General features: G+C 51.5%; 9 protein-coding genes. 7 read left to right on the forward strand and 2 right to left on the reverse strand.

What is annotated here, in order from left to right:
* Nucleotides 1–187 precede the first annotated feature (187 nt).
* Nucleotides 188–1057, forward strand: a complete 870-nt coding sequence (locus Q0577_RS01405) for a lipase family protein (protein WP_298732046.1) — start codon at nt 188–190, stop codon at nt 1055–1057.
* Here the strand turns inward: Q0577_RS01405 and rsmG are convergent.
* Both rsmG and Q0577_RS01415 read right to left on the reverse strand, forming a co-directional pair.
* The gene (gene rsmG / locus Q0577_RS01410) at nt 1052–1672 is read right to left on the reverse strand and encodes a 16S rRNA (guanine(527)-N(7))-methyltransferase RsmG (RefSeq protein ID WP_298732049.1); all 621 of its coding nucleotides are present in this window, start codon (nt 1670–1672) and stop codon (nt 1052–1054) included. The genes Q0577_RS01405 and rsmG overlap by 6 nt on opposite strands.
* A gap of 118 nt (nt 1673–1790) precedes the next feature.
* Nucleotides 1791–2924 carry a glycosyltransferase gene (locus tag Q0577_RS01415; RefSeq protein WP_298732051.1) on the reverse strand — a complete coding sequence of 378 codons (1134 nt, stop codon included), beginning with the start codon at nt 2922–2924 and terminating at the stop codon, nt 1791–1793.
* A 195-nt stretch (nt 2925–3119) separates the two neighbouring features.
* Here Q0577_RS01415 and tgt point away from each other — a divergent pair, with 195 nt between their 5' ends.
* The 6 genes from tgt (at nt 3120) to Q0577_RS01445 (ending at nt 16997) form a co-directional block, all read left to right on the forward strand.
* A complete protein-coding gene (gene tgt, locus Q0577_RS01420; RefSeq protein ID WP_298732053.1) occupies nt 3120–4250 on the forward strand; it encodes a tRNA guanosine(34) transglycosylase Tgt in 1131 nt (376 codons plus the stop codon).
* Nucleotides 4251–4343: 93 nt separating this feature from the next.
* Nucleotides 4344–5423: an LptF/LptG family permease gene (locus tag Q0577_RS01425; RefSeq protein ID WP_298732055.1), complete on the forward strand. Its 1080-nt coding sequence runs from the start codon at nt 4344–4346 to the stop codon at nt 5421–5423.
* A 231-nt stretch (nt 5424–5654) separates the two neighbouring features.
* Nucleotides 5655–6980 (forward strand): citrate (Si)-synthase, eukaryotic, encoded by a 1326-nt coding sequence (locus tag Q0577_RS01430; RefSeq protein ID WP_298732058.1) that lies wholly within the window; start codon nt 5655–5657, stop codon nt 6978–6980.
* Nucleotides 6981–7185: 205 nt separating this feature from the next.
* Entirely contained in the window at nt 7186–9279 is a 2094-nt protein-coding gene (gene recG / locus Q0577_RS01435) for an ATP-dependent DNA helicase RecG (RefSeq protein WP_298732224.1), read from the forward strand.
* A 149-nt stretch (nt 9280–9428) separates the two neighbouring features.
* Nucleotides 9429–13091, forward strand: coding sequence for a PKD domain-containing protein (locus tag Q0577_RS01440; RefSeq protein WP_298732060.1), 3663 nt, complete (start codon nt 9429–9431; stop codon nt 13089–13091).
* 267 nt (nt 13092–13358) lie between these two features.
* Nucleotides 13359–16997 carry a PKD domain-containing protein gene (locus Q0577_RS01445; RefSeq protein ID WP_298732062.1) on the forward strand — a complete coding sequence of 1213 codons (3639 nt, stop codon included), beginning with the start codon at nt 13359–13361 and terminating at the stop codon, nt 16995–16997.
* Nucleotides 16998–17003: the final 6 nt, after the last annotated feature.

Here is a 17003-nt window from a genome sequence, read left to right on the forward strand (position 1 = left end):
CCTATGTGCCTGAGCAAATGGCCGGTTTGAATCCGGTCCAGGATATGCTGAATGCGGATGGATGCGGATGCCTGTCAAAATAAACAAATAATAATGCGCGAAGAAGAGACCAGCGTCAGGATTTGTTGTACATTCACGCTGGTCTCTTCAAAAAGGCCTTATTCAATCACCCTCAAAATCCTTTCTTATGGACTCCCTTACAAGTATCCAGGTACCTGTTACGCAGGCTATCCAGTATGGTAACTGTGTGGAAACTGCCTATGACGTTTACCAAAGTACCGGCAACAATCTGAACCCGCCGCTGTCGGCCTATCCCAAATCTTTCCAGGAAAATTACCAGCTGGTATTCAACATCCAGATGACGGACTTTTTCTGGTTTAACCAGACGCCCAGCTACTACGGCTTTATTGCCAAAAGCCTGGCTGCGCCCTACAACTACGTAGTAGCGCTTCGCGGTACCCTTACCTGGGAAGAATGGTATGATGATTTTGATGATTTCCGCACTGCTTTTGACCGTGCCCCCAATGGCGGTTATGTTGCCAGCGGCTTTTACACCATTTTCCAGTCGCTTACACTGAATGTGCCCAACCAGGGTCCTGCCAATCTTCGCCTGGTAGACGCGGCCATTGAGCCATCGCTTACATTCGGGGGCGATACGGGCAAGGTGCCCGTGGTAGTGGCAGGTCATAGCCTGGGCGCCGCCCTGGCTACCATGTATGCCGCGTATATGGCTAATTCCGGTCCGAATGGACAAGGGCTTTCAGTATACACCTATGCATCGCCCAAGGTAGGCGATGGTACTTTTGCGGCGATGTACAACAAGACGGTCCCGCAGAATTACCGGATCTACAACAAGCCGGATATTGTACCCCACGTACCCATAGACTTTGACATTTTTGATCCTTTTGTGCAGGTAGCCGGCGGGTATGAGATTGACTCAAAGAATTATAAGGCGGTGCGCCGTTCACTGGAGTGTTATCATTCCCTGAAAACGTATTTGTTTGTGCTGGGCGGCGGGGTAGACACCAGTATATTAGCGGCGAATTGTTTGCTATAATTTCACCGCCACCACATACTTCTCCTTAAAATATTCTTCCTGGAATAATTTATAGATCTCCACCATAGTAGGGCGGCATCCGCTCTCGGAGATCTCTTGTGTCAGATCTCCCCCCTTCAGGCATATCAACCCGCCGGGGCGGCCTTCGGGCCCTTTCTTCAGCAAGGGCCTGCTCCATCTCCAGAGGTCGCCCAGTGGGGCCACCGCCCTGGAAACAACCAGGTCAAACTTACGGTTTTTGATATCTTCCACCCGGCTGTGTGCGGTAGTCACGTTTTGCAGTCCCAGGCCTTCGGCTACCGCCTGCACCACTTTGATCTTTTTACCAATGGAATCTACCAGGTGAAACTTCACTTCCGGGAACAATATGGCCAGTGGAATGCCGGGGAAGCCCCCGCCCGTACCCAGGTCTAACACCTGCAGGTTGTCTGGAAGCACTACGGCTGCGGCTATGGCCAGGGAATGCAGCACATGTTTTTCGTACAGGCTGTCTATGTCCTTGCGGGAGATGACGTTGATCTTTTCATTCCATTCGCGGTACAAAGCATCCAGCGCCTGCAGCTGGTCCAGCTGCGCGGGCGTAAAATCAGAGAAGTATTTAAGAATGATGTCCATGGTGTAAAAACAGTTAGCTATTGGCCTTTAGCACTTCGCTAATGATCCAATAGCTATGATATTCTGAACCAGGGTCTGAGCTAACAGCCGGCAGCCAGTAGCTAACAGCTGCTGCTTCCTACCAATGGTTTTTAGTCTTGAAAAATAAAGCCGGCGTGAAGATAATGTAATACAGGCACATAAAGATGTCCATCAGCCAGGAGAACTTGAAGAGGTCTGCCTCATCAAGCTTGCGCAGGGCAAAAAAGAAGATGACGGACTGGATGAGCATTTTGGCGCCGAAAACTGCCAGCACGTATTGCATCAGCGGCTGGTAGAACAGGCTTACAATAAAAGCAGGATAAAAAAGGAAATGCGTGAGGGAGAACAGGCCCAGCAGCACTTTATGGCCAAAGCGATAATGTTTGCCGGTGCTCATGTGCCGGGTTTTCTGGCGGAACCACCTGCTCCAGTTGGTTTTTGGCTCAGAGTAGGTAAAGGCCTGTTTGTCTATCACAACGGCTACATTGCGGGCGTTACCCGCGCTGTTCACAAACAGGTCGTCATCTCCGGACGCCAGGTGTTGGTGATTGGTGAAGCCCTTGTTCCGGAAGAACAGGTCTTTTTTATAGGCCAGGTTACGGCCTACACCCATATAGGGAATACCCGCCATCGCAAAAGACAGGTATTGCAGGGCGCTGAAAGCCGTTTCATACCGGATCACCTTATTCAGGAAGCCGGGCTTTTTATGGTAGGGGCCATAGCCCAGTACGATCTCCTTTCCGTCGCGGAAACCCTGGCTCATGATAGACAACCAGTTAACGCTGGCAGGGCGGCAGTCTGCATCTGTCAGCAGCACATGCTCATGCTGTGCGCCTTTGATGCCGATAGACAGCGGGTATTTTTTACCCGGGATGAACTTGGCCGCCTGTTTCAGCTCAATATGACGGTAATGCGGGTATCCTGTTTCGATAGAACGCAGGTAATACTTGGTATCATCTTCAGAATTATCGTTTACCACGATCACTTCATAGTCTGGCTGCTGAATGGAGCCATAACGCTGCTGCAGCACCGTGGGCAGGTTCTTCTGCAGGTTCAGTTCCTCATTCTTGGCGCAAATGATCAGGGAAAAGGGATTTTCCGGTGTACCGTCGCTCTCGAACTTGCGGCGGTAAAATGCTACTCTGGAAAAGAATACCAGGTAGTACAGCACCTGTATACCGGCAATAGTAGCAAAAACATAGAAGGTTATTAAACCCAGGCTTTCCGACATATGAGGACAAATATATATGTTTAAATACCAAAACCCAAATTCCTAAATTCCAAATATGAAATCCCAAATCCCAGAATCAAATCCCAAAACCCAAATTCCAAAGGGTGAAGGGCACATAAGATCATTTCCGTTACTTTTGCAGCTCATTTCCCATTTTGGATTCTGGGATTTGGTATTTGGTATTTGGCATTTAACATGAAATTTGACCTTCTTTCAACAGATACGAACAGCCGTGCCCGTGCAGGGGTGCTGACCACGGCCCATGGCGCTATAGAGACGCCTATTTTTATGCCCGTAGGCACGGTGGGCAGCGTAAAAGCCGTTACACAGGAGCAGTTGCGTGCCGATGTACAGGCGCAGATCATCCTGGGAAATACTTATCACCTGTACCTGCGCCCCGGCCTGGAAGTATTGTCGGCTGCGGGGGGATTGCACCGTTTTAACGGCTGGAACCGCCCGATATTGACAGACAGCGGCGGCTACCAGGTGTTCTCACTGGCCGCCAACCGTAAAATAAAGGAAGAAGGGGTGGTATTTCAGTCGCATATTGATGGCAGCCGTCACTTGTTCACACCAGAAAGTGTGATGGATATTCAGCGCACCATCGGGGCTGATATCATTATGGCTTTTGACGAATGCCCGCCTTACCCCTCAGAATATCACTACGCCCGTAAATCAATGGAGCTGACCCATCGCTGGCTGGACCGCTGTATCCAACGGATGCAGGAAACGCAGCCGGCTTACGGTCATGAACAGACACTGTTCCCCATAGTGCAGGGCAGTACCTATAAGGATCTCCGGACCATTTCTGCTACCGAGATAGCAGCCCGCGGATGCGCCGGTAATGCCATCGGCGGACTTAGCGTAGGAGAGCCGGAACAGGAGATGTATGATATGTGCGGACTGGTTTGTGACATTCTTCCTGCTGATAAGCCCCGCTACCTTATGGGCGTAGGCACCCCCTGGAACATCCTGGAAAATATCTCGCTCGGGGTAGATATGTTTGATTGCGTAATGCCTACCCGTAACGGGCGTAACGGCATGCTGTTTACCTGGCAGGGCGTGATCAATATCAAGAATAAGAAATGGGCTACCGATTTCTCCCCGGTGGATGAAGAAACCCAATGCTTTGCCAGTAACCATTACACCAGGGCCTACCTGCGGCACTTGTTTGCCGCCGGCGAAATACTGGGCATGCAGCTGGCCAGCATCCATAATCTTGCGTTTTACCTGCAGCTGGTAAAAGCCGCCCGGGAGCATATCATGGCAGGCACCTTTGCCGCCTGGAAAACGGGCATGGTAAAACAGCTGCAGACAAGATTGTAGATCAGCCGTTAATGCATGACCATGGCTAACGGATAAGCGCTGGATCTGACAACTGACAACTAATTACTATATTGCCTGCGCAAAAAAATATTGATGACAAAGATCGACTGGTATATACTACGTAAGTTCATAGGTACCTTCATTTATTCCCTCATGGTGCTGCTGATCATCTCAGTAGTGATCGATATTACGGAAAAGGTGGACGACTTCATGAATAATAATCTCTCCCTGAGGACCATCGTGGTAGACTACTATTTCGGCTTCATTCCCCATATTGCGGCGCTGTTGTTCCCTTTGTTCATCTTTATATCCGTTATTTTCTTCACCTCCAAGATGGCGTACCGTACGGAGATCATCGCCATCCTGACCGCCGGCGTAAGCTTCCGGCGTTTTATGCGTCCTTACGTGATAGGGGCTTTGCTCTTTGGCGGCATCCTCTGGATGGGCAACCGCTGGGTGGTACCAAATGCCAACCGCATCCGTACCGCCTTTGAAAATACCTATATCAGGTCGCGCGGGGTAGGGCAAACCCAGTATGACCGCACTACCCGGATAGACAGTTTTACCTATGTGACCTTTGCCACCTATGACCCTAATTACAAAAGCGGCAGCGGCTTTGTAATGGAAAAGGTAGAAGGGCTGGATATGACCTTCAAGCTGCGGGCTGACCGTATCCTCTGGGATTCGGTGAGCAGCAGTTGGAAACTGGACTATGTTTCCATGCGCCGGATCGATCACCTGCACGAAACCTGGTGGAACAAGCAGGATACCGTGCTGAAGATGGCGCTTACCCCCAAGGAACTGGTGGAAGAGCGCAATATCCAGGAAGCCATGACCACACCAGAGCTGGATAGATTTATTGCCCGTGAAGAGCTGCGCGGAGCAGAAGGCCTGAACATCTATTACGTAGAAAAATACCGCCGTACCTCGTCGGCAGCGGCCGTGGTGATCCTGAGCCTGATAGGCGCTATCATTGCTTCCCGTAAGATCAGGGGAGGCAGTGGTCTGCACCTGGCCCTGGGCATCGTGATCAGCGCATCCTATATAATCTTCCTGCAGTTCTCTACGGTATTCTCTACCAAGGCTAACCTGGACCCCCTGCTGGCGGTGTGGATCCCGAACTTTATCTTCGGCGGCCTGGCTATCTGGCTGTACATGAGAGCGCCTAAATAATTAAGCCGTTAGTCATTAGCTGTCAGCCGTCAGCTAAAAATTCACATTTCTTTAATATTTATATTTCTTCTTGCAAAGTGTATTGTAAATGATTGTATTGTAAGTGCTTACAATAGCTATCCGCTAATGGCTAACGACTATCGGCTGCTAAAAACGTAGTATCTTAGTTAACAAATCATTACTTTTGACAATTGATCGATTTTGTTTTAACTACCAAACTATCGTATTAAAATGGGGTATATAAAAGAAAAGTTCAAGGTAAAGGCTGATGAGCTTAGCGCAGAAGTCAAGGACCTGTTAAAGAACCATGGCACAAAAAAGATTGATGATGTTACTATTGCGCAGGCGTATCAGGGTATGCGTGGTATAACCGGTCTGGTAACAGAAACATCATTGCTGGATGCGAACGAAGGGATCCGTTTCAGAGGTTATTCCATTCCTGAGCTGCAGGAGCAACTGCCTAAAGCGCAGGGTGGAAGGGAGCCTTTACCTGAAGGTTTGTTTTATCTGATGCTGATAGGCGAATTACCCACTGAGGCAGATGTGCAATACCTGTCCAGCATGTGGGCCCGCCGTTCGCATGTACCCAATTACGTGTTTGCCGCTATTGAGGCGCTGCCGCTGACCACACACCCCATGACTATGTTCACGGTGGGTATCATGGCACTGCAGACAGAATCTGCTTTTGCCAAAGCTTATGCAGAAGGCATGAGCAAAAAGGATTACTGGAGCCACATGTATGAGGATACCATGAACCTCATTGCACGCCTGCCCCGCATCGCTGCTTACATTTACCGCCGCAAGTACAAGAATGGCGATCATATACAACCTAATGGCATGCTGGATTGGGCGGCCAACTTTGCCCACATGCTGGGTTATGACGATGAAGGCTTTAAAGAGCTGATGCGTCTTTACATGACCATCCACTCTGATCATGAGGGTGGTAACGTAAGCGCCCACACGACTCACCTGGTAGGTTCTGCCCTGAGCGATGCCTACCTGTCTTTTGCCGCAGGTATGAACGGCCTGGCAGGTCCCCTGCATGGTCTGGCCAACCAGGAAGTGATCCGCTGGATCATGAGCATGCGCGAAGAGCTGGGGGGCGGTATGCCTACCAAAGAACAGATCGAGCAGTATGTGCGCAAAACGCTGGCAGACGGTAAGGTAGTGCCTGGTTACGGCCACGCAGTACTGCGTAAAACCGATCCGCGTTTCACTGCACAGATGGAATTTGCCAAAAATCACCTGCCTGATGATGAGCTGGTACGCATTGTATGGATGGTTTATGAAACCGTGCCCCCCATTTTACAGGAGCTGGGTAAGGTAAAGAACCCCTGGCCCAATGTGGATGCACACTCCGGCGCACTGCTGGTACACTACGGCATGGTAGAGTATGAATTCTACACGGTGCTGTTCGGCGTTTCCCGTGCATTGGGCGTACTGGCTTCCCTTTGCTGGGACAGGGCCCTGGGCCTCTCTATCGAGCGTCCCAAATCTGTGACCACCGAGTGGATGAAACTGTTTGTATCCGGTAAAGTGGAAGCAATAGCTGATTGATCCGGGAAGTCCATGGTCCATAATCCATGGCCAATGGACCGTCTGATTAAAATATTGTTGTGAAAAAAAGTCCATGGGGTCATCTTCCATGGACTTTTTATTTTATTTAGTTTTTACTTTGCGGCCTGAATAGCTGTATACGCCATGGACCATCAACCATGGGCCATGTATTTAAAAATCAATTCCCATCGCAACACAAGTAGCCATATTATCCAATCCCATAGAATACCTGAAGGGTGTTGGCCCGCAGCGGGGAGAGCTCCTGCGCAAAGAATTGAACCTGCACACCTTTGGAGACCTGCTCAATTATTTCCCCTTCCGTTATGTAGACCGTACCAAGGTGGAAAAAATAGCGCAGCTGCATGGCGGTTTGGATTATGTGCAGATACGTGGCCGCATTACCTCGCTGGAGGTTGTGGGCGAAAAGCGTGGTAAAAGGCTGGTGGCCACCCTGCGGGACGAAACCGGGGAGATAGCGCTGGTATGGTTCCAGGGTTGGCAATGGATGCAGAAAGCCCTGCGTGAACAGGTGGCCTACCTGGTATTTGGCCGCCTCTCCGTTTTCAACGGTGTGCTGCAGATGGCGCATCCGGAAATGGACCTGCTCACAGAGCATATCGCCACCGGTAAACAGTTCCTCGAACCGGTATATTATACCACTGAAAAGCTGAAAGCCAAAGGGCTAACGGCAAAGGCTATCGGAAAGCTGACCTTCAACCTGCTGGAGCAGTTGTCTCCCCTGGAGATACCGGAGAACCTGCCCGAGCCGGTTATACAGCAATACCGCCTCATGCCGCGGGCCATGGCCTTTTTTAAGATCCACCTGCCAGCTACGGAAGAAGAGGCGCAGCAGGCCAGGCGCCGGCTTAAATTCGAGGAGCTGTTCATTTCCCAGGTAAGGATCTGCCGCATCAAGATCAGGCGGCATAAGCAGTCGCAGGGTTTCGTGTTTGAGGCGGTAGGTAATTATTTCAACGAGTTTTATAACAATCACCTGCCTTTTCCCCTTACGGGCGCACAGAAGCGTGTATTGAAGGAGATCAGGCTGGATACCATGAACGGCCGCCAGATGAACCGCCTGCTGCAGGGCGATGTAGGCAGCGGCAAAACCATGGTAGCCCTGCTCACCATGCTGCTGGCGGTAGATAACGGCTTCCAGGCATGCCTGATGGCCCCCACGGAAATACTGGCGCAGCAGCACTTTAAAGGCATTTCCGAACTGCTGCAGGCAATGGACTTAAAGGTAGCGCTGCTCACCGGCAGCGTAAAAGGCAAGGCCCGCAAAGAGATACTGGCGGCGGCTGCAGCAGGCAGCCTGCACATCCTGATCGGTACCCATGCCCTGCTGGAAAATGAAGTGGTGTTCCGTAACCTGGGCATGGCCATTGTAGATGAGCAGCACCGTTTCGGTGTGGCCCAACGGGCACGCCTGTGGCAAAAAAATACCATTCCTCCGCATATATTGGTGATGACGGCCACGCCCATTCCCCGTACACTGGCCATGACTATTTACGGCGACCTGGACGTGTCTGTTATAGATGAAATGCCTCCCGGGCGTAAACCCATTACCACCGTGCACCGTACCGAGTACCAGCGGCCGCAGGTGATGGATTTCATCAAGGAAGAGATCAGGAAGGGAAGGCAGGCTTACATCGTATACCCCCTGATAGAGGATTCTGAAAAGATGGACTATGAGAACCTGATGAAGGGCTACGAAGAGGTGAAAGCCTTTTTCCCCGAACCACAGTATTATATCAGCATGGTGCATGGGCGCCAGCCGGTGGAAATGCGGGAAACCAACATGCAGCGCTTTGCGCGTAATGAAACGCAGATCATGGTAGCCACCACCGTAATTGAAGTAGGCGTGAACGTGCCCAATGCTTCGGTGATGGTAATAGAAAGTACCGAACGTTTCGGGCTTTCGCAGCTGCACCAGCTGCGCGGCAGGGTAGGGCGCGGTGCGGAACAATCCTATTGTATACTGATGACCGGCTATAAGCTGGGCGTGGATTCAAAGGAAAGGATCAACGTAATGGTGCAGACCAACAACGGTTTTATCATCTCAGAGAAAGATATGGAACTCCGCGGTCCGGGCGATATGGAAGGCACCCGGCAGAGCGGGGTGCTGGACTTCAAGCTGGCAGACATCCTGGAAGACCGTCCCATCCTGGATGCAGCACGCAGCTGCGCAGAGAAGCTGCTGCAGGAAGATCCCGACCTGGCACTACCCGACAATCATCCCCTGCGGGAATTTTTAGCTTCTCAACGGGGCAAATCCCAGTGGAGCAAAATTTCCTGAGCGGTTATACGTTAATAGAGTCGATGGTCTATGGACTATCGGTCATTGGCCAACTAAAATTTCTTTCACCTGTGACATTTCTGTAGCTTGTTTCGTTACACCCATTGAACAAGCGCTTGCTATGGATTATGGACTATGGATTTAAAGCTATGAGAATCATTTCCCTTGCCCTTCTTTTGAGTATTTCGCTGGTTGTGCTCCATTGCGGGCAGCTGAAAGGTCAGTCTTCTTCAGCCAGCACCAATTTTACTCCCCTGCGGTTCGTAGAGAACAAAGGCCAGTGGAAGGGCGATTTTCTATATAAAACAGATGTTGGCAGCTCTTATATCTATCTCAGGAAGAACGGCTTCACTTTTCAACTGTTTGACCCGGGCGACCTGGATAAGCTGCATGAGTACCTGCATGGCCATGCCCGTGTAGAAGGGCAACCGCCTTATGTGAATCCCGATGTGCGGTCTGCCGGAAATACAGCGGGTGCAGTTCCAGCTGGCAAGCCAACGCAGCCGGGTAATGATAAACCGGGGCAGCGGCCCAAAGTGAAAGCCCACGCCTATATGGTGAATTTCCTGGGCGCCGTGCAGCACCCGGAAATCGTACCTGATAAGCCGGTTGAAGGCTACAGCAACTATTTCCTGGGCAGTGACTCCACCAGGTGGCAGTCCAATGTGCGGTCTTACCAGTCGGTCACCTACAGGTCATTGTATAAGAACATTGACATGCAGGTATATTCGGAAGCGTCCCAACTGAAGTATGACCTCATCGTACATCCCGGTGGTAATCCTTCGGATGTGCAGCTGCAATATGAAGGAACCGACAGGATGGAGATAAGGCAGGGACAGCTGGTGGTAACTACCTCTGTGGGCACGGTGACCGAGCAGATGCCTTTTGCCTACCAGTATGTGAATAATGAACGTGTGCCCGTAAAAGTGAGTTACCGGCTGAATGGCAACAAGGTAGGCTTTAAGGTGGCCGGTTCCTATGATCCGCAGTATCCGCTGGTAATAGATCCTTCTTATGTGTTTTCTGCCATCTCAGGCGCCAGGGCGGATAACTGGGGTTTTACCGCCACCTATGACGGGCAGGGCAATTTTTATGGCGGCAGCATTTCCTTCAACCCGGGAAATTACCCTATTACACCGGGTGCTGCACAGGGTTCTTTCCAGGGCGGTGAGTTCGACATGGCCATTACCAAGTTCTCGCCTAATGGCCGCACACAGATCTACAGCACCTATCTTGGCAGTAATGGCGATGAGCAGCCGCATAGCCTGATCGTGGATTCCAAGGGTAACCTGATCGTTAGCGGCCGTACCACCAATTCTTCAGATTTTCCCTTTACCAACCGGGTAGGTAACCCCGGCGGCTGGGATATAGCCATTGTGAAACTGAATGCCACCGGCTCAGCCATCATTGGCGCCCTTTGTGTGGCCGGTTCGCAGGACGATGGTGTGAACATACGTGAAGACCGCCGTTTGGGGGCTTCTGTCCTGCTCCGTAACTATGGCGACGACGCCCGTAGTGAGGTAGTGGTGGATGCGGCGGATAACATTTATGTGGCCAGCTGTACCCGCTCTCCCAATTTCCCCGTAACAGCGGGCGCTTTTCAGCGCAGTTTTGGCGGGGTGCAGGATGGGGTGGTTATGCGGCTGAGTCCCGATTGCCGCAGCCTGGATTGGGCCAGTTTTATCGGCGGCTCAAAAGAAGATGCCGCCTATGTACTTGCCATTAACGGCAATACCGTGTACGTGGCGGGCGGCACCGCCAGCCCGGATTTCCGTACTACTGGCGGGGTGGTGTATCCCGGCTATCGCGGCGGTATCTGCGATGGTTTCCTCACCCATATTACGGCAGACGGGACCAGTATACTGCAAAGTACTTTCATGGGTGCGGATAATGTAGCGGCAGACCAGATATACGGTGTGCAACTGGATGCAAGTGGCTTTGTGTATATCATGGGCACTACGGAGGGCAACTGGCCCATCCGGCAGCCCGCGGGAACAGGGAGCTTCTACAATAACAATTCCAAACAGTTCATCGCCAAGCTGCAGCCTAACCTGTCTAACTTTGTCTATTCCACCACCTTTGGTAAAAACGCTTCCACTCCGAGTATATCGCCGGTTGCATTTCTGGTAGACAAATGCGAGAATGTATATGTTTCCGGCTGGGGTGGCGGTATCAACCCGAGCCTGGGTTATCCCAACTCAGACACCAGGGGGCTGCCCACCAGGAACCCGCTGCAGGGCAGCACGGATGGTGCGGATTTTTATTTCTTCGTGCTGCAGCGGGATGCTACCAACGTACTGTTTGCCAGTTATTTTGGCGGCCAGCAGCTGGCAGAGCACGTGGATGGCGGTACCAGCCGTTTTGACCGCAATGGCGTCATTTACCAGGGCATCTGTGCCTGGTGTTATGACGGTCCGGCGCCGAAGCCCCGCTACCCGTTGACGGTTCCTGCATCTTCACCGCCCATGTGTAACTATGGGGCATTGAAGATCGCCTTTAACCTGGATGGTGTGAAGGCAGGTATTAAAACGCTTGACAGGAGAACAAGATACTGTGTACCGGCTACCATTACTTTTGTAGATACAACCGGTATTGCTGCCCAAAGCCGTACCTGGAACTTTGGCGATGGCTCCGGCGATGTTACCGGCAACCTGGATACCGTTACCCATACTTTTACACAGGTAGGCAATTACCGGGTACGCCTGATCAAGTGCGATCCCGCCAGCTGTAACGGCTGCGATACTGCTTATGCAGATATCCGGATCCAGGACGACCAGGCTACGGTAGACCTCACAGCTACCCGCTTGGAGCCCTGCCAGGACCTGAACTACCGGTTCACTAATAACTCTCAGCCGCCGGCCGGCAAGCCCTTTACCAATCAGTCCTTTATACTGGATTTTGGCGATGGTACGCCCACCGCTACCGTAGGCCTGGGCACCTGGACGCACGCCTACGCGGCAGAAGGGATCTACCGGGCAACGCTTACCCTGGTGGATACCAACTACTGTAACGCCCCGCAGACAGACAGCATCACCCTGCGTGTGGCCGCCAACGTAGTAGCCAGCTTTGAAGCGCCTGCAAGCGGTTGCGCACCGGCTACCATCCAGTTCAACAATACTACCAGCGGCGGGGAAACCTTCACCTGGAACTTTGGCGACGGCAGCCCGCTGTCTGACGAGATCTATCCCACACACGTGTATCAGAACCCGGGTACCTACACCGTTACCCTCCAGGCAGTGGATAACAATACCTGTAATATCCGGGATGAAACTACCCGGACCATCGTCATCAGCGGATCGCCATCAGCCGGTTTTTCCTTTACGCCTTCCAAGCCGGAGGAAAATACACCTGTCAGGTTTGTAAATGAATCAGTTGGCGCCACCAGTTACCATTGGGATTTCGGGGACGGCGAAACGTCTTCAGAGACCAACCCGGTTCATCAGTACAATACCACCGGCACCTACAATGCATGCCTGTACGCCACTAACCAGTTTGGCTGTACGGACACCCTTTGCCAGGAAGTAGCCGCTATTGTATCGCCGCTGTTTGATGTGCCCAGCGCCTTTTCTCCCAACCAGGACGGCAAGAATGACGTACTGCTGGTAAGAGGCTTCGGGGTAGCACGGCTTAACCTGAAGATCTTTAACCGTTGGGGGCAGCTGGTATTTGAGTCTAATGATCCTTCCGTAGGCTGGGATGGCCGCTTTAAAGGCAACCTGCAGCCAATGGATGCGTATGCTTACTCCATCTACGTTGAGTTCAGCGATGGCACAAAAGCCAATAGAACGGGCAGTATCACCTTGTTGCGGTAAAATAAAGAGAGGGGAGGATAAACAATTTTTGCAACGGTGAAAACGTTGTATTATTGCCTGGCTATCCAGCCGGAAACCTCCTAATCTTTTGTGTATGAAAAACGCAACCTGTTTATCCGTTTTTTCGTATAACTTAACTGGTTGAGTATAAATTCCAACCTGGGATCTGGTAACAAAACAACCGCTTTCCCCGTTAATTGTAGTATATTAGTTAAGGAAAAAAACGTAAAATCTATTCCGTTGAAATTTACTTTCCTTGCCGGTTTTTTGAGTGTTGCTCTTTGGCTCATCTTAGCCCCGGCTCAGGCACAGGAGAACAGTAATTTCACGCCTTTGCAGTTTGTTGAGAACAAAGGCCAGTGGGAGGGAGACTTCTTATATAAAACGGATCTGGGCGGCGGAACCATCTTTCTGAAAAAAAATGGCTTCACCTTTTATCTGTTAAATAAGGATGACTATGTACGGCTGACAGAATACCTGCACGGCCATGCCGAGCCAAATAGTACTCCTACCGTGGACTATGACGCAAAAAAAGCTACAGGCGTAGCAAACCCTGATCTCTCCAAGAGCAATGGCAAAGAAGTGCCCGGTGTTGAAAAACCGCAGAAACCAGTGGTAAGGGGGCATGCTTATGAGGTTACTTTTCTGAACGCAGCCGTCAACCCGCAGGTATTACCGGATAAACCGGTTGATGGGTACAGCAACTATATCATTGGAAACGATTCCTCCCGCTGGAAGTCTAATGTAAAGTCTTACCAGCGCGTAATGTACAAAGACCTGTACGCAGGTATCGACATGCAGGTATACTCAGAAGCGTCCCAGCTGAAGTATGATCTTATTGTGCAACCTGGAGCCGATCCATCCAGGATACAGCTGCAGTATAACGGCGCCACAAAGCTTGAAATAAAGAAAGAACAACTTGAAATCACTACCTCTGTTGGCACCACGACCGAACTGATGCCTTATGCATACCAGTATGTAAACAACCAGCGTGTGCCCGTAAAAGTTAGCTACCGTTTAAGCGGCAGCAAAGTTGGTTTTAAAGTGTCCGGGTCTTATGATCCGCAATACCCGCTTGTGATAGATCCCACCTATGTGTTTTCCAGCGTATCCGGCTCCCGTTCAGATAACTGGGGCTTTACCGCTACGTATGATAACCAGGGATACTTTTATGGCGGTGGTATTGTGTGGGCGCAGGGATACCCTGTAACTACCGGCGCTGTACAGAACGCTTTTGCAGGCGGCCAGTTTGATATCGGTATCAGCAAGTTTACGCCGAATGGCCGTAACCTGGTGTACGCCACTTATATTGGCGGCAGTGGTGATGAACAGCCGCACAGCCTTTTTGCAGATGCGGCCGGCAACCTGGTGATCAGCGGAAGAACCACTTCCGGCAATTTTCCTGTTAACACGGTGGTAGGCACGCGCGGCGGATGGGATATTGCTATTGTAAAGCTGAATGCCACGGGTACTGCCCGCATCGGTTCCATCATTATCGGGGGCACCGGTGATGATGGTGTGAATATGCGCGAGAACCGCCAGGCAGGCAGCTGGGTATTACTACGCAATTATGGAGACGATGCCCGCAGTGAAGTAGTGCTGGATGGCGCGGGTAATGTATTTGTTGCCAGCTGTACCCGCTCTGCGGACTTCCCCGCTACGGGCAATGTTTTCCAGGGTGGTTTCGGCGGCATACAGGATGGGGTAGTGATGAGGATCAATCCTGATTGTACCAACCTGGTATGGGCCAGTTTTATAGGCGGTTCGAAAGAAGACGCAGCCTATGTGCTTGCACTGAACGGAAGCAGCCTGTATGTAGCAGGCGGCACGGCCAGTTCAGATTTTCGTACTACCGGCGGGGTGGTCTATGGCGGCTACCGCGGCGGTATCTGTGATGGATTTATCACGCACATCACCAGCGATGGCGGCACAATACTGCAGAGCACTTTCCTGGGCGCCAATAATGTAGCGGCAGACCAGATCTACGGCATACAACTGGATGCACGCGGTTTTGTATATGTAATGGGCACTACAGACGGCGCCTGGCCTACCCGGCAACCGCCGGGTACAGGTACTTTTTATAACGACAATTCCAAACAGTTCATCGCCAAACTGCAGCCCAACCTTTCAGACTTTGTTTATTCCACCACCTTTGGTAAGCAGGCCGCAGATCCAAGCCTGTCGCCTGTAGCTTTCCTGGTAGACAGGTGTGAGAATGTGTATGTGTCTGGCTGGGGCGGTGGTATCAATAAATCACTTCGTTATCCTAACTCAGGCACCAGCGGTCTGATCACCAAGAATCCTTTACAGCGTACCACAGACGATCAGGACTTCTACTTCTTTGTGCTGCAGCGTGATGCTACGGATGTGCTGTTTGCCAGCTTCTTTGGCGGCAATGGTTTGTATGAGCACGTAGATGGCGGTACCAGCCGTTTTGACCGTAACGGTGTGATCTACCAGGGGCTTTGCGCCTGGTGTAATGTGTCTGCCAATACGCAGGCCAAACCGCGTTATCCCACCACGCCGGGTGCTTACGCTACAGCGCCGCCGCCTTTCTGTAACCTGGGCGCGTTAAAGATCGCCTTCAACCTGGACGGTGTGAAAGCAGGCGTTAAAACGCTGGACAGGAAACGTAACTACTGCGTACCTGCTACCATCACCTTTGTAGATACGACCGGTATACCCGCGCAAACCTGGACATGGAACTTTGGTGACGGCAGTCCGGAGGTTAGCGGCACACAGGATACCGTTACCCATACCTATTCACAGATCGGCGATTACCAGGTACGCCTGATCAAATGCGATCCCGCCAGCTGTAATGGTTGCGATACCGCATACACAGATGTGCGCATCCGTGCAGACCAGGCAACGGTAGATATCACTGCAGACAGGCAGCCGCCCTGTGAAGAGCTGCGCTACCTGTTCACCAACAATTCTGTTGCGCCGCAAGGCAAGCCATTCCAGCGTAATTCCTTCCTGCTCGACCTGGGCGACGGCACACCGGTAGATACCGTGGGTATGGACGATTTCCCGTATGCACACCGTTACGCGCAGGATGGTATTTACAGGGTACTGCTTACACTGATAGACACCAACTATTGTAACGCGCCGCATACAGATACGCTGGTACTGCGTGTGGCCGCCAACGTGGTTGCCAGTTTCATAGCGCCGGATAGTTCCTGTGCACCTTCTACCATCAGCTTTGACAATACTACCAAGGGCGGCGAAAGCTTTACCTGGAACTTTGGGGATGGCAGCCAGCCTTCTACAGAGGCCTACCCGGTACATACTTACCCGAACCCGGGCACTTACACCGTAAGCCTGCAGGTGGTGGATAATAACACGTGTAACATAACAGACGATACGTCTATTACGATCACGGTGTTTGGGCCGCCTTCTGCAGAATTTTCCTTTACCCCGGTGAAGCCGGTGGAAAATACGCCCACTTCCTTTGTCAACCAGACCATCGGCGCCATCAGCTACCTGTGGGAGTTTGGCGATGGAGAGGTATCTACAGAAACAAACCCGGTACACCAGTACAACAAGACAGGTACCTATGATGTTTGCCTGCTGGCTACTAACGCCGCCGGCTGTACGGATACCATCTGTAAACAGGTGGCCGCCATTGTAATACCGCTGTTTGACGTACCCAATGCTTTCTCTCCGAACGGAGACGGTATGAACGATGTGCTGATGGTACGCGGCTTCGGCATTGCGAAGTTCAATTTCAAGATATTCAACCGCTGGGGACAGCTGGTATTTGAATCGAATGATCCAGGCGTAGGCTGGGACGGCCGGTTCAAAGGCACAGTGCAACCCATGGACGCATACGCATTCGTAGTAAATGTAGAGTTCAGCGACGGAACAACAGCCAACAAGACAGGAAATATCACTTTGTTAAGATGATGAGCC

It is taken from the genome of uncultured Chitinophaga sp., from assembly GCF_937898475.1.
Lineage (GTDB): Bacteria > Bacteroidota > Bacteroidia > Chitinophagales > Chitinophagaceae > Chitinophaga.

Excerpts from the sequence above, each read along its gene's own strand:
- Q0577_RS01405 (WP_298732046.1), top strand. The coding sequence starts at position 188 with ATGGACTCCCTTACAAGTATCCAGGTACCTGTTACGCAGGCTATCCAG.
- rsmG (WP_298732049.1), bottom strand. The coding sequence starts at position 1,672 with ATGGACATCATTCTTAAATACTTCTCTGATTTTACGCCCGCGCAGCTG.
- Q0577_RS01415 (WP_298732051.1), bottom strand. The coding sequence starts at position 2,924 with ATGTCGGAAAGCCTGGGTTTAATAACCTTCTATGTTTTTGCTACTATT.
- tgt (WP_298732053.1), top strand. The coding sequence starts at position 3,120 with ATGAAATTTGACCTTCTTTCAACAGATACGAACAGCCGTGCCCGTGCA.
- Q0577_RS01425 (WP_298732055.1), top strand. The coding sequence starts at position 4,344 with ATGACAAAGATCGACTGGTATATACTACGTAAGTTCATAGGTACCTTC.
- Q0577_RS01430 (WP_298732058.1), top strand. The coding sequence starts at position 5,655 with ATGGGGTATATAAAAGAAAAGTTCAAGGTAAAGGCTGATGAGCTTAGC.
- Q0577_RS01440 (WP_298732060.1), top strand. The coding sequence starts at position 9,429 with ATGAGAATCATTTCCCTTGCCCTTCTTTTGAGTATTTCGCTGGTTGTG.